Genomic DNA, 11,793 nt, shown 5'->3' on the forward strand with positions numbered 1-11,793 from the left:
ATTAACACTTAAAATTGTATGACTCTTACTCCCGGAGTTGAAAAACTCCCGCATAATTACAGGCTCTTCGGGCTTGACCATCTGCGTGCTTTTGCTATTTTTTATGTTTTCCTGTTTCATTACAGCCTCCTGTTTCCAAGCCCTGAATGGCTTTATACAATCGGGAAGTTCGGCTGGACGGGTGTTGATCTTTTCTTTGTTCTGAGCGGCTATCTGATTTCTTCGCAACTCTTTGCCAAAGTTGACAGGCAAGAGAAGATTTCATTCAAAGTGTTTTTTCTGAAACGCTTTTTCAGAATTATTCCCGCATATCTGGTAGTTGTTGCTTTGTATTTTTTATGGCCATCAATCAGAGAGAGGGAAGCTCCTGCACCTTTGTGGAAATACCTGACATTTACGCAAAATCTTGGGCTTGATGTAAGTAAGCAAGGTACATTCTCTCATGCGTGGTCGCTTTGTATTGAGGAGCAGTTTTACTTATTTCTGCCCTTGTTGTTGATTGGGCTGGGTTATCTGAAAGCTATGAAACAGGGAGCCAAATTACTGTTATTCTTTTTTATAGCAGGCTTTTGTGCAAGGCTATATATGTGGTATAATTTTGTTGAGCCAGGTATCAATAGCGATGGTTTCTGGATAATCTGGTATAAATGGATTTATTATCCTACCTATAGCCGTCTGGATGGCTTACTGGTTGGGGTTTCGATTGCTGCGCTTTTTCAATTCAGGCCGCAATTAAAACAACAGATTCAGAACTATGGTAATTATTTACTGCTGGCTGGGATTGCTTTGCTAACCGGAGCTTATTTTATTTGCGAAAATCAGGCTTCGTTCGGGGCATCGATTTTTGGGTTTCCGCTTATTAGCCTGGGGTATGGTTTGGTCGTAATGGCAGCCATTAACCCGAAGGTATTTTTGTATCGTTTTCCATCAAAAATAACGTCTGGTATTGCCACATTATCTTATGCGGTTTACCTGATACATAAGATAGTTGTGCACGTTTCACAGGAGCAACTTTCAAAACTGGATATACCTAAAGAGAGTGTATTGATGTTTGTCTTGTGTGTGCTTACATCTATAACAGGCGCATGGCTGTTGAACAGATTGGTTGAGAAACCATTTCTGAAATTGCGAGATAAGATGCTGAAAACAGAAAAACACAGGGTATTTCAGGTTGAGTAATAGCGTTAGGGATTGTTAAGGCAGGATTCAAAATTATAAACCCGGCCTTAAAAACCTCTGTAGAATACTAATCAGTTTTTTGTTTCCTGAGTTCCTTGTTAAAATCTTCAAAAAGGTTTTCCTGCCCAATGATTATATCAACAATATGAAAATAGGGTATGCCATAAATTTCAGTGTCGCGAAGCATTTCTATCAGTAGTTTATATTGATTGAGGTTATGGGTTGTAACGATGAGGAAGTCTGAAATTCTGGCATGGAAGTATTCACTATCGAAAAACCTTACTTCAAGAGATGGCCCGACTTTGTGCAAAACAGGTAACAGCTGTGTTTCGAAGAACAGGCTTCTTTGATCTCTTGTAAGAGATAACCACTGAGGAGTAGCATTCATTAATATTAGTATAGTATATGATTTTTTTAGCTCCATCATATTCAAGAGATTATGGTTATTTCTGAAGAATGGTTAATGCTACAAATTTGAGAAAGGTTTTTGCAGATGGCATTAACATAGGTTAATAAATGGAATGCTATTTAAAATATATAAAAGAAGAAGATTGGAGAACAAAAGAAGTATAGGGGAAGGATGCCGGGGTAACGAATAAAATGAGATTAGCAACTAAGTAGTGCTAATCTCATTGAAACACTATCAGGCTTTTTTGCTGTATCGTCTATATAGCATCACTACCAGTAAAATAACAGCTGAACCTACAAATGCCTCAGCAATACGGCTTAAAATATCAGGCAAGCCTAACATGGTGTGGAGCTCACCATCTAATAGCCAATGGCCTACGAGGGCTCCGGCTATACCTAAGAGAATCTGATAGAAAAGTGATAAACTGAAACTTTTAAAGGCGAGGTCAGCCAGCCAGCCTGCAATGGCTCCTACAATAATGGTGATAATCAGGTTCATTTTCTGAGGGGTTTATGGTTTAAAAAAGAGGTGTAATGCTTTTGAGACTCAAAATTTACCATAAATTTCAGTTTTCAGAAAATATTTATAAATTTTCTTTATATTTTTATATTAGGCAGGCTGCTACTTCATTTTCTCAATCAGATACAAATATTGCTTTGGCAGATGATGTTGCCAGATATTGGGGTTGTCAGGGTTGTTATTATACAGTTTAAAATATTCTTCATCAGGCATTAATACAATAGTATTTCCTGTTCTTACATAATAATTGCTGTTGTAATACTGTGGTGTAATGAAGTCGGGAATCTGCTTTTTTACGGCCAGCGAAACCATTTTTCCCAGGTATTTCTGGTAGTTTTTTTGTGCCTTAAAGCTGGGTTTACTCATTTGCTTATACACATGTTTTAAAGCTATATTTTTCGGAAACTTCTGTTTTTTTATTATGGCTTTTGCCCCACGAAAAGGGTTGACGGCAGTAAAATCGTCAACAGTTTGCACAGTAAAAGGTACATCAGGTACCCAATCTGCTGTATTTACTACATTATAAGCCCAACCCCCCTGGGTCATGTTTTCATAATCATAGGCAAAAGACAGATTGCCAGGTTTTGGCCCTGCACTACAATAAGTTTTGAACCTGATGTCTGGCGGGAGTTTCTTCTCAGCTTTAAGGTTTTCGAGATAAGCATTAAGCAGAAACGTAATGCCTCCTCCCTGGCTATGGCCCGTCAGGATAAAGTCTTTAATGCCTGCTTTATAGCATGAATCTATTTTGGGTTTTAGGGTTTTTGATAAATAGGCCATTGCTACAAACCAGCCTACATGCACTGCCGCATTCGGATTGTTTGAAAGTGTATAGGTAAATTTAAAATTTTTGTCTAACTGCAATTCTCCTTTGGCCGGAATCATGGCAGCATAAAGATTGGCTAAAAAACTGGCCTCTGTCTGGATACTGCCCTGGACTGAAACAACAGCCAATGGTTTGGTTTTATGAACCCATAAGTCCCAGATATTGTCGAAAGCCACGACTGGTGAGCGATATAGAAAATTGTAGTCTTGCGGGTCTGGAACATCACTTGGATTAGTCCATTTGCTAAGTGCAATATGTACTTTCTGATTAATTTTGAGGGTTTCGATGTATTCTGCTTTGTTGAACCCGGGTTGGAGTAATTGCCCAAGACCAGTTTGAGAAATAAATAAACCCCACATTAAAAGCGTAAAGTGACTTTTTTTCGATGGCATGATAAAGGTTTTTACGGTGTTCAGGTTATCTATATTAGCTATTGAAAACAGAGGCACTAAAAGGCTTATTTACCAATGCTATTGCTTAAACTGTGAAGGCCGTTGATTTGTTTAATGTTTTGATTGCAGGTAATGTTGCTTCAGCAAATCTTCTCCGAATTCATTTCCTTTTTCTCTTAATATGGCATGGATATGATTGCCGTCATTGTCGAAACCGGCATTGTCATATTCAATCATAAAATCAGGGCCATTGATAATATAATAATGGGGTTTGTTATTTTCTAAACTACCTATCCAGGCAAAGTAAACTTTTTCGATGCCCGAATGCATGATTTTTTCAATAAGCTGGTGGGCTTTAGTATGCTCAAAATTGTGGGTATATTCCTGAATCAATAGTTTAAGAATGGTTTTCTGGGCTTCGTCAAATTGTTGTGCAGCAATACCATAATAGTTGGTAATGCGCTGGCTACCCTGTGGCGAGGTAATAATATCTTCGGGAACATTTTGTTTGAGTATAGCTACCGATTTTTGTAATTCAGAAAAAGAATTGATGAGCATAAATCCAAAATCTTCTTCTTTACTTAATACACGTAAGCCTGAATATTTGCCGAATTTTACTTCTGCGGGGTCGGTACCGATAAAATAAGGGGACATAGAAACATGTGGGCCATCAGCAGTGATATTGAGTGCTATATGATGCCCGCCAAAATTAAGACCCCAAACGCTGTTTGCCGCTGGTTTACCCCAGACAGAAATATAATAATTGCCATGGCCCCATTTCAGATTCTGCATCTCTTTCAGCATCTCTCCATTGATTCTTCCTTTATCGAAACTTTCCTGATAGAGTGCGTTCAGAATATCATCTAAGGCCATAATGCTTGTGGTTTTGAGATAACCCTGTGAACTCAATGCCGCAGAAAGTACCCGATGAAATGCCAGCCGACTATTATCTGAGAGGGAGCCATACTGAATACCCGGCCGGGGTACTAAACCAACCGGTAGGTTTGTCCATTTGTGACGAAGTGTATCCTTAAAATCATAGGTTGTTTTTTTCAGTTCTTCGGCATTGAGGGTATTCAGAAACTGATTAGTAGCCACGACTAAAGACTGATTGGCCTGTGAATAAACTTTGCTAATGATAAGCAAATAGATAAATAATAGTAGAGGTTTTTTCATGAGCAGTTGAATTTTTTGGGAATTTAAGAGAAAAAAACAAAATGTCTTAATGGAATCTATTAAAATGTATCTTTATTGATGGTATCTGCTCAATAAAATATCCCCTCTTGAGGGGATTGCCATGACTACTATTGTTACGCTATTTTTAGGCAATCTATCAGGAAGCCCTTCTTCCTTTACATTCTTTATTCCAAAACTAATTCAATGAAAACTTTCCGTTGGTTCTTATGTGTTGCAGGTTTGATTTCTTCGCAGTTGACTCTGGCACAAACTTCTTTAAGTGGTAACTGGTATATTAATGGAAAGGCTGACCAACGGGCGAGTATCTCACAGAATGGCAATAATATAGTATTTGCGATTAGTGGAGCCAGTAGTAACGGGTATTTTACTAATAATTATTCAATCTATGCCAAAGAGTGGAATACAGCAGCAGTGCTCACGACTGACGGGCAGGCAATCTTATGGAATAACCAGCTCTGGACGAGGAGTCCTTTCTCTGGATTCCCAAATATTAGCGGGAGCTGGTCAGTCAATGGGCAGGGAGCTTATACTATTGAGCAGGATAATATCTTTTTCTTTATTAATTATCAGGGCAAAAAGATTGCCGGATATTTTACCGGAACAGCCTCTGTATTAGTGCCTGAATGGAGTAATGCTACAGCCAATATTTCTGGAAACGGAAGCCAGCTTAACTGGAGTAATCAGGTATGGACCAAGACAGGGACCAGTGGGCCAGTGGTAACCGGTACTACCAAGAAACTTTGCAGAGGCGAATTATCAACTTTTTATTATGCTTCGCAGTCGTTAGGAACTGTCTGGGGCAGGGCAGCTACCGAACCGGGAAGGTTGTCGGCCGAAGCTATTGCTGCTTGTGATGCCGCTCTTGTGTTGCTTAACTCAACCATAGAAATGATGGGTTGTATTGTGTTTGACAGAAGCCGTATTGCTACTTTAAGAGGTATGTTGCCTTCGGCTTCATCCCAACAAATTGTTCAGCAAACAGAAGGTATTATACGAGATTTACAGACAGTTGTGCAAAATCTGCGTTTGAGTTGTGATAATGGTGTTAATATGCTTTCATTATATGTTGGGGGTGTGCATTTAGGTGCTGCACAGGCGTGGGCAAGTAGTCAGCAATGTAGGGCAGTACCGATGCCTGCGAATATTCAGTCAGTTATTGCTAATCATTTAACAACAGCCAGTAGTGCTTTAGCACCTTATGCCCGGTGTATCCCTCAGTTCAACTTCGGAGGATTTTCTATGGTAACTTTGGGAAGTATGAATTCTATATTGGCCCATACCCAGATTACAGGTATCGAAGCGCAATTACTCTGGGCAATTGCTTTGAGTGATTGCTGTTGCACCTGTTCGCCAGGGGCTGCTGTAACAGATACGACTGTTGGTGGCTCAGCGTGCGATACTGAATGCCAGAAGTACTGCCAGAGCATAGGTAGGCACTCAGGCAGGTATATTGGTAGTGCTCCTTGTCTGATGGGCGTTGTGAGTACACCAACTACTAATTGTCAGTGTCAGTAATATTTTAAATTCAGTTTTTGTTTTTGATAGAGACATAATACATTGCGCGGCGAAGTGTTATGTCTCTATCAATTATGATACATGCTTAGAAATATTCATTTTTTAGTCAACTCCTCCAGTTTCTTCCTTGTTTCAGCAACTTCTTTAATGGCTAAGGTTTTCTTAAATTGCTCGATAGCATGGGCAGTGTCTTTTTTCGCTACAAAATAATCACCATAAGAATCATAGACATTGAAACTTTCAGGATAATTAGCTATATTCATTTTGAAGAGCCTTTCCGCTTTCTGATAATGCTTTTGTCCAAGCGCATTATAGCCCATGCCGTTAATCAAATCTTCATTGGGCTTTATGGTATAGCCAAATTCTTTAGAAACCAGATCATAATGTTTCTGGTATTTATCTACCGAAGCAGCGGTGCTATCATTATAATCTTTGGAGGTAAGTTTTATTGGATAATAGCTGAAAATAAAATGAAGGGCATCATATTCTGTGATAAGCGGTACTGAGCTGTGGTCGTCAGTGTTGTAATATTTGCTTTTGTATTTTAACTGATTCTGCTTACTGGCTTTGAGGTGATTATCTAATTCAAAAATTGAGCGGATATGGTTATTATCAGGATTATTATCTTTAGGAAGCCGAGCAACCGTCATCCCATCTGACATCGTGTTGGCTATCCCTAAATATAGATAGACTCCGGCATATTTTTTATTGGTTAAAGCCTTTTTAGTCGTTTTCAGAAAATTCATTTTATCCCACCACATACTGGGGTCTATGGCTACGTAGGCATTGAATAAGCTGGTATGATTAATCAGGGCATTCATAACAGTTAAGCCACCAAACGAGTGTCCGATCAACATTTTATAAGGCTGTGTAGGGTAAAGGGAATCAATGTGAGGTATAAGCTCTTTTTCAATAAATGCCATGAAATTCTCCCCTCCGCCCGATGGCTTTGAGAAAGTACTATCCATATAGGGTAGGTCAACGTCTACATGGGTGGGTGTCAAATCTCTCGTCCGGTTAGTGTTTGGAATACCCACTACAATCATTTCAGGGCAAATAGTGTTGCCGTTGACACTACTTAATTGCTGAATCATACCTACAACTGAATAAAAATGGGCATCTCCATCTAACAAATACACAACCGGATACTTCTTTTTTGAATAAATACCCATTTCGCCATTCGGTACATATACCATAATCCGGCGGTCTTCATTCAGTATTTTTGAATAGATTTTGTCATTTTTACCCAATACTATATTGTCGTCGGCCTGAGCACAACTATCGTTTGAGAAGAAACCAAAGGTCAGTAGTAATAAGAGCAGTTTTTTCATAAGGGTCAGTAAGATTAAGGGTCAGTTAAATGATTTGAATAAGACAGAATTTATCCGATGAAAAATTACATTAATATTTTCAATATTTTACTATCTTGCCGGACATAATCCATCATTAGTTCAACTAAACTTACAATGAAAATACTAATTACCTTCTTTGCAATTGTTCTTATATGCAATTCCTATGCTCAGGAAAAATTAGTCAATGTAAACGGCAAAAATTTTGCAGTTTATACCAAAGGTTTTGAAAACAGGAAAGCCAATGCCCCTGTACTTATTTTTGAAAATGGCATGGGAGTAGGCATTGGTAGCTGGAATACGGTGATTGACGAATTGGCCAAAACTGCTCCTGTTATGGCTTATGACAGACAAGGAGTTGAGAAATCGGACAAGATATATCAGATGCCAACGCCAAAAATAACTGCCGGAAACCTGAAAGCTTTATTAACAACACTGAATATAGCCCCGCCTTATGTGGTTGTGGGACATTCAATGGGAGGGTTATATGCGAGAAGTTTTGCGGGGTATTATCCTGATGATATAGCGGGGCTGGTTTTTGTTGACCCGGCTGATTTTACAGAGTCAAAAGACGACTGGAATCAGATTTTCAGAGAAATAGGCGTGCCCGAAAAACGGATTGACGAGATGATGTATAACCGACTGTATCAACCAAAGCAATTGGCTTCCCGCTCGGATTCTCTGAATTTCGGGCCCTGGAGTGAACGACAGGAATTAGGGGAACTCAGGCGTACAGATTTTGCTGAGGTAAAAAATCTGCCATTGCCTAATGTACCGATTTACTTTTTTGTAGGAGGTAAATTTGAAGTCCCTCCTGCCAACCGGAGCAAGGATTATGATCATGAAAGATTCTTCCATGTAAAAAATTCAAAAAATATTGAACGTTGGTTACAATTTATTCACTCTTCTGGCAAAGGAGGTGCGCTGCTTTACTTGTCTAATAGCGGGCATTACATTCATAGAGACGATGCCAAAGCTGTGATTGCAAATATCAGATTGTTATTGGAGGGTCTATAAGAAAATAAGGAATCTGAAACGGCATCAGATTCCTCGCTGTGTTATTCACTCAATAGCAATAAAGGATTTGATACAATGAATTGAGAATTTATTTATGGTAGTTATGATCCTGAAACTGTTTTTGTGTAGAGCTACAGGAAAGAGAGGAATCCATAAATTGCCCTATGAATTCGCTCTCTGTAATCCTATTCTTTCTACCACGAAAGGTCTTTTTGAGGAAACCTGTCAAATTCTTTTAAGAAATTGTTTGGTTCTTCTTCTTGATATGCTGATGAGTTCATCGTTCTCCATTCTGATTGTAAAGGATTCTTTCTGAAAACTCGCTATATACTTGAGATTAATAATAACAGAGCGGTTGGGCCGGAAAAACGAATAACTGTATAATCTTTTCTCGAATATCCCTAATGTTCGGGAAGAGATTATTGTGCTGCCGTCGTCAAGCAGAATATGTGTGTAATTAATGTCTGCTTTGAGCATGAGTATTTTGCTTGACTGCACTGTCATGCGTTTATCAATAGTAATGAGTAAATCGTTGTTCATGGCTTTCGAGGTAGATTTCAATAGATAATTAATACTACAAAGCTAAGTTGTCAGGTAAAGTAAGTGTTAGCGCATTTTTGACATTCTTTTACTCATTTTGAACATTTGAAGAAATAATGAAGCATATAACACGGAAAAACGACTGTTCAGTAGTTTTTAGAGAATAATTGGTAGGGCTGATTAAAGGCTCCTGTTTTGAATACATCAACTTCTTGCTACGACAAAGGTAGTGTCCTATCGGCTTGGGTAACTGAAGTTGAAATATTAAAGATAAATTTTTTTGTGACTTTTTTCTATTGGTTACGTCTAAAGTACCTTTGTGGTGTGTATTGAGCTACCTTAAAGGAACGGGTTTCCTGTTGTTAGGATTATGCCTTTAGAAACATTATTGTCATCGAGAATGAATACCTATATTGTAAGGAATGCACGACCGGAAGAATATGATAGAGTAGGAGAATTGATGGTGCGGGTATATTCACAATTAGAGGGATTCCCTAAACCAGAGGAACAACCTCAGTATTATGCGATGTTAGCGAATATCGGGACTCTGCCTTTGAAACCCGGAACCGAGATTCTGGTTGCAATTGATAAGAATGACAAAATTGCAGGCGGTGCAGTTTATTTTAATGATATGCAATATTATGGCTCAGGTGGGATAGCTACTGAAGAGAAAAATGCGTCAGGATTCAGATTGTTAGCAGTGGAACAGTCGAGGAGAGGAGAAGGTATTGGGAAATTACTAACCAGAATCTGTATCGAAAAGGCTATAGCAAATGGAACGCAACAGGTAATTATTCATTCTACCAGAGCTATGCAAACTGCCTGGCAAATGTATGAAAAGATGGGGTTTGCGAGATCGGAAGATCTGGATTTTATGCAAGGAGAATTGCCTGTTTTTGGCTTCAGGTTAAGATTATAGATAAAAAAAGGACAAAGGCCTTTTGACCCCTGCCCTTGTGCTACCCCACAACCAATTATTTATTTTTTAATACTGCCACGCGGGTTACCTGACTCTCAATGTTGAAATCATAGAATAGTTTGTCGTTACCCGAAGTAATTGATAAGGTATAGGCACCATCATCTAAGTGTGATACATTCAATACCAGTGGCTTATTGGTTTCGCTAAGGTCCTGATAAAATACATCACCTTTTGAATTATAGATTTCGATACTTGCCGTATTTCTTTCTACGTTTGCAAAAAGCACTTTGAGACGTAAGTTGCTAATATCCTGAACGGTGATTTTTGAGTCTGACTTTGTGGCAGCAACGGCAATGCTGGCAATTGTTCTGCTATTTGCAAAACTGAAACCTACTGTAAGCAGGCTGAGGGCTAAAAACAGGAATGACTTTTTCATATTGCTGATAATTTAGATTTTATAAATAATTTCCTTTGTTGAGTCAAATGTATATGAGATTTTTTTAAGAAAATATCAGAGTAGATTAAAGCAGTAGATAGACAGGATGAAAATAGTATAAGTATTGATTTAGTTGCTTGTCGACAAAAAAAGGGTGTTTTTACAAGTCTTTTATATATATCTTCTCAATTATTCAGTTTATCTACAAAGATTATATATTCATCATTTAACAGTATTTATCAACCATCACCGACAATGATTGAGGTATGGTTAAAAATATTGATTAATAAGTTTAATCTTTCTTAACAAGTTACTTAAACCCCAGCTTAAAGCTAACGAAAAGATAAATGTTAAGAGAAATTTTATAAAAGCAGGTATATGATAAGGCATCAACAGGAATTGAATCCAGATCAGAAAAGGATAGTGAGTCAGATAAATGAGATAGGCATTTGAAGCAAGAGAATCCCACCAAGCGAATGTGGTATGGATTAATTTCCGGAAAGTTGTTAAGAAAGCGATGCTACTTAGTGTGCATGAGGCTGTATAAATACTGAAGTAAATCATCCATCCACTGAAAGACTCTAACTGATTGGCCTTTACCATGTCTGCTAATATGTTTTTGCGTTCTACTATGGTTAAAATAGCATAAACTGTCAGGGCAAGTATTACCCATAGCCACCATTTCCTTGTAATAGCTGATGTAAGAGAAAATAACTGCTGATTGAAATCTGTTGCACCAATAAGTACTCCAAGCATAAAGTAACCGAAATAGAGTAATACCCGGCTTAGCTGAAAATCAAATGGGCCGAGGCCTGTCCAGGTGCCTGCGCCTATAGCGTAGGCTACCGGAACATATAATACCCAGGTTATGAGCCACCAAAGTATAAAAAGCCACCATGGTTTGTTTTGCAGAGAACTAATAATAGTGCCAGTATTTTTGCTGGTTTTTATGATAACACGATTTAGTAAAATAAATAGCAGATTAAAAACAAACAGTACCCAGATAAACCAGGGCGGCCCTACAGGCCATTGCTCAACGAGGAAGAAGTCTTTGATATAAGCTACCAAATCTGTGTTTTCTCTGGCAATATAGTAAGCGGGGAAATAGGCAATTAACATCAGGAAAGTGCCTAAGGTAATAAAGGGGATAAGTAAGCGGTAAAACCTGTCCTTGATAAAAAGATAAATTCCTTTTTTGTGGCTGCTCCTGACTAAGAATAAGCCTCCGACCAGAAACATTAATGACATAAAGAATATATCATTAAAGTTTTCGAAAATATCAAGACCAACCCATCTTCTGACATCTACAATAGGGTGGGTTGAGCTGATGTAGGCTTCTTTATCGAATCGGGCAAAGGTTGTGTAGGCCAGACTTGCGTGGTGTGCTACTACCAATACAGTAAGTGCCGAGCGTAGATAATCAACCCAAAGATTCCGGTTCAGAGGTTTTGTCATGAAATGTGGTTGTATTTTCTAACAAAGACACATTTTTGTG

Annotated in this window: 12 protein-coding genes; 4 read left to right on the forward strand and 8 right to left on the reverse strand. The window is 38.4% G+C overall.

What is annotated here, in order from left to right; translation table 11 throughout:
* Positions 1–18 precede the first annotated feature (18 nt).
* Positions 19–1,179: an acyltransferase gene (locus H1R81_RS25700; RefSeq protein WP_181843628.1), complete on the forward strand. Its 1,161-nt coding sequence runs from the start codon at positions 19–21 to the stop codon at positions 1,177–1,179.
* Positions 1,180–1,246: 67 nt separating this feature from the next.
* Here H1R81_RS25700 and H1R81_RS25705 read toward each other — a convergent pair whose 3' ends face one another.
* From H1R81_RS25705 to H1R81_RS25720, 4 genes are all read right to left on the reverse strand, one after another.
* Positions 1,247–1,606, reverse strand: a complete 360-nt coding sequence (locus H1R81_RS25705) for a darcynin family protein (RefSeq protein ID WP_181843629.1) — start codon at positions 1,604–1,606, stop codon at positions 1,247–1,249.
* A 216-nt stretch (positions 1,607–1,822) separates the two neighbouring features.
* The gene (locus H1R81_RS25710) at positions 1,823–2,086 is read right to left on the reverse strand and encodes a GlsB/YeaQ/YmgE family stress response membrane protein (protein ID WP_181843630.1); all 264 of its coding nucleotides are present in this window, start codon (positions 2,084–2,086) and stop codon (positions 1,823–1,825) included.
* A 123-nt stretch (positions 2,087–2,209) separates the two neighbouring features.
* Positions 2,210–3,325 carry a lipase family protein gene (locus H1R81_RS25715; protein WP_181843631.1) on the reverse strand — a complete coding sequence of 372 codons (1,116 nt, stop codon included), beginning with the start codon at positions 3,323–3,325 and terminating at the stop codon, positions 2,210–2,212.
* A gap of 111 nt (positions 3,326–3,436) precedes the next feature.
* A complete protein-coding gene (locus H1R81_RS25720; RefSeq protein ID WP_181843632.1) occupies positions 3,437–4,501 on the reverse strand; it encodes a DUF3500 domain-containing protein in 1,065 nt (354 codons plus the stop codon).
* Positions 4,502–4,705: 204 nt separating this feature from the next.
* Here H1R81_RS25720 and H1R81_RS25725 point away from each other — a divergent pair, with 204 nt between their 5' ends.
* A complete protein-coding gene (locus H1R81_RS25725) occupies positions 4,706–6,037 on the forward strand; it encodes a hypothetical protein (protein ID WP_181843633.1) in 1,332 nt (443 codons plus the stop codon).
* 95 nt (positions 6,038–6,132) lie between these two features.
* On the opposite strand, the gene H1R81_RS25730 is transcribed toward H1R81_RS25725, so the two are convergent.
* On the reverse strand, positions 6,133–7,368 hold the full coding sequence (locus H1R81_RS25730) for an alpha/beta hydrolase-fold protein (RefSeq protein ID WP_181843634.1): 1,236 nt from the start codon (positions 7,366–7,368) through the stop codon (positions 6,133–6,135).
* Between the two features lie 135 nt (positions 7,369–7,503).
* Between H1R81_RS25730 and H1R81_RS25735 the strand changes: the two genes are divergently transcribed.
* Positions 7,504–8,403 (forward strand): alpha/beta fold hydrolase, encoded by a 900-nt coding sequence (locus H1R81_RS25735; protein WP_181843635.1) that lies wholly within the window; start codon positions 7,504–7,506, stop codon positions 8,401–8,403.
* A 225-nt stretch (positions 8,404–8,628) separates the two neighbouring features.
* Here H1R81_RS25735 and H1R81_RS25740 read toward each other — a convergent pair whose 3' ends face one another.
* The gene (locus H1R81_RS25740; RefSeq protein ID WP_181843636.1) at positions 8,629–8,943 is read right to left on the reverse strand and encodes a LytTR family DNA-binding domain-containing protein; all 315 of its coding nucleotides are present in this window, start codon (positions 8,941–8,943) and stop codon (positions 8,629–8,631) included.
* Between the two features lie 400 nt (positions 8,944–9,343).
* Here H1R81_RS25740 and H1R81_RS25745 point away from each other — a divergent pair, with 400 nt between their 5' ends.
* Positions 9,344–9,862, forward strand: coding sequence for a GNAT family N-acetyltransferase (locus tag H1R81_RS25745; protein WP_181843637.1), 519 nt, complete (start codon positions 9,344–9,346; stop codon positions 9,860–9,862).
* A gap of 55 nt (positions 9,863–9,917) precedes the next feature.
* Here H1R81_RS25745 and H1R81_RS25750 read toward each other — a convergent pair whose 3' ends face one another.
* Together H1R81_RS25750 and H1R81_RS25755 are read right to left on the reverse strand one after the other, a co-directional pair.
* Positions 9,918–10,298, reverse strand: coding sequence for a T9SS type A sorting domain-containing protein (locus H1R81_RS25750; protein WP_181843638.1), 381 nt, complete (start codon positions 10,296–10,298; stop codon positions 9,918–9,920).
* Positions 10,299–10,568: 270 nt separating this feature from the next.
* Entirely contained in the window at positions 10,569–11,753 is a 1,185-nt protein-coding gene (locus H1R81_RS25755) for an acyltransferase (protein WP_181843639.1), read from the reverse strand.
* Positions 11,754–11,793: the final 40 nt, after the last annotated feature.

The organism is Emticicia sp. BO119 (assembly GCF_013912375.1).
Classification (GTDB): Bacteria; Bacteroidota; Bacteroidia; order Cytophagales; family Spirosomataceae; genus Emticicia.

What these genes read in the sequence shown, in the direction of transcription:
- H1R81_RS25700 (WP_181843628.1), top strand. Translation starts at nt 19, where the DNA reads ATGACTCTTACTCCCGGAGTTGAAAAACTCCCGCATAATTACAGGCTC.
- H1R81_RS25730 (WP_181843634.1), bottom strand. Translation starts at nt 7,368, where the DNA reads ATGAAAAAACTGCTCTTATTACTACTGACCTTTGGTTTCTTCTCAAAC.
- H1R81_RS25735 (WP_181843635.1), top strand. Translation starts at nt 7,504, where the DNA reads ATGAAAATACTAATTACCTTCTTTGCAATTGTTCTTATATGCAATTCC.
- H1R81_RS25740 (WP_181843636.1), bottom strand. Translation starts at nt 8,943, where the DNA reads ATGAACAACGATTTACTCATTACTATTGATAAACGCATGACAGTGCAG.
- H1R81_RS25725 (WP_181843633.1), top strand. Translation starts at nt 4,706, where the DNA reads ATGAAAACTTTCCGTTGGTTCTTATGTGTTGCAGGTTTGATTTCTTCG.
- H1R81_RS25710 (WP_181843630.1), bottom strand. Translation starts at nt 2,086, where the DNA reads ATGAACCTGATTATCACCATTATTGTAGGAGCCATTGCAGGCTGGCTG.
- H1R81_RS25745 (WP_181843637.1), top strand. Translation starts at nt 9,344, where the DNA reads ATGAATACCTATATTGTAAGGAATGCACGACCGGAAGAATATGATAGA.
- H1R81_RS25755 (WP_181843639.1), bottom strand. Translation starts at nt 11,753, where the DNA reads ATGACAAAACCTCTGAACCGGAATCTTTGGGTTGATTATCTACGCTCG.
- H1R81_RS25750 (WP_181843638.1), bottom strand. Translation starts at nt 10,298, where the DNA reads ATGAAAAAGTCATTCCTGTTTTTAGCCCTCAGCCTGCTTACAGTAGGT.
- H1R81_RS25715 (WP_181843631.1), bottom strand. Translation starts at nt 3,325, where the DNA reads ATGCCATCGAAAAAAAGTCACTTTACGCTTTTAATGTGGGGTTTATTT.
- H1R81_RS25705 (WP_181843629.1), bottom strand. Translation starts at nt 1,606, where the DNA reads ATGATGGAGCTAAAAAAATCATATACTATACTAATATTAATGAATGCT.
- H1R81_RS25720 (WP_181843632.1), bottom strand. Translation starts at nt 4,501, where the DNA reads ATGAAAAAACCTCTACTATTATTTATCTATTTGCTTATCATTAGCAAA.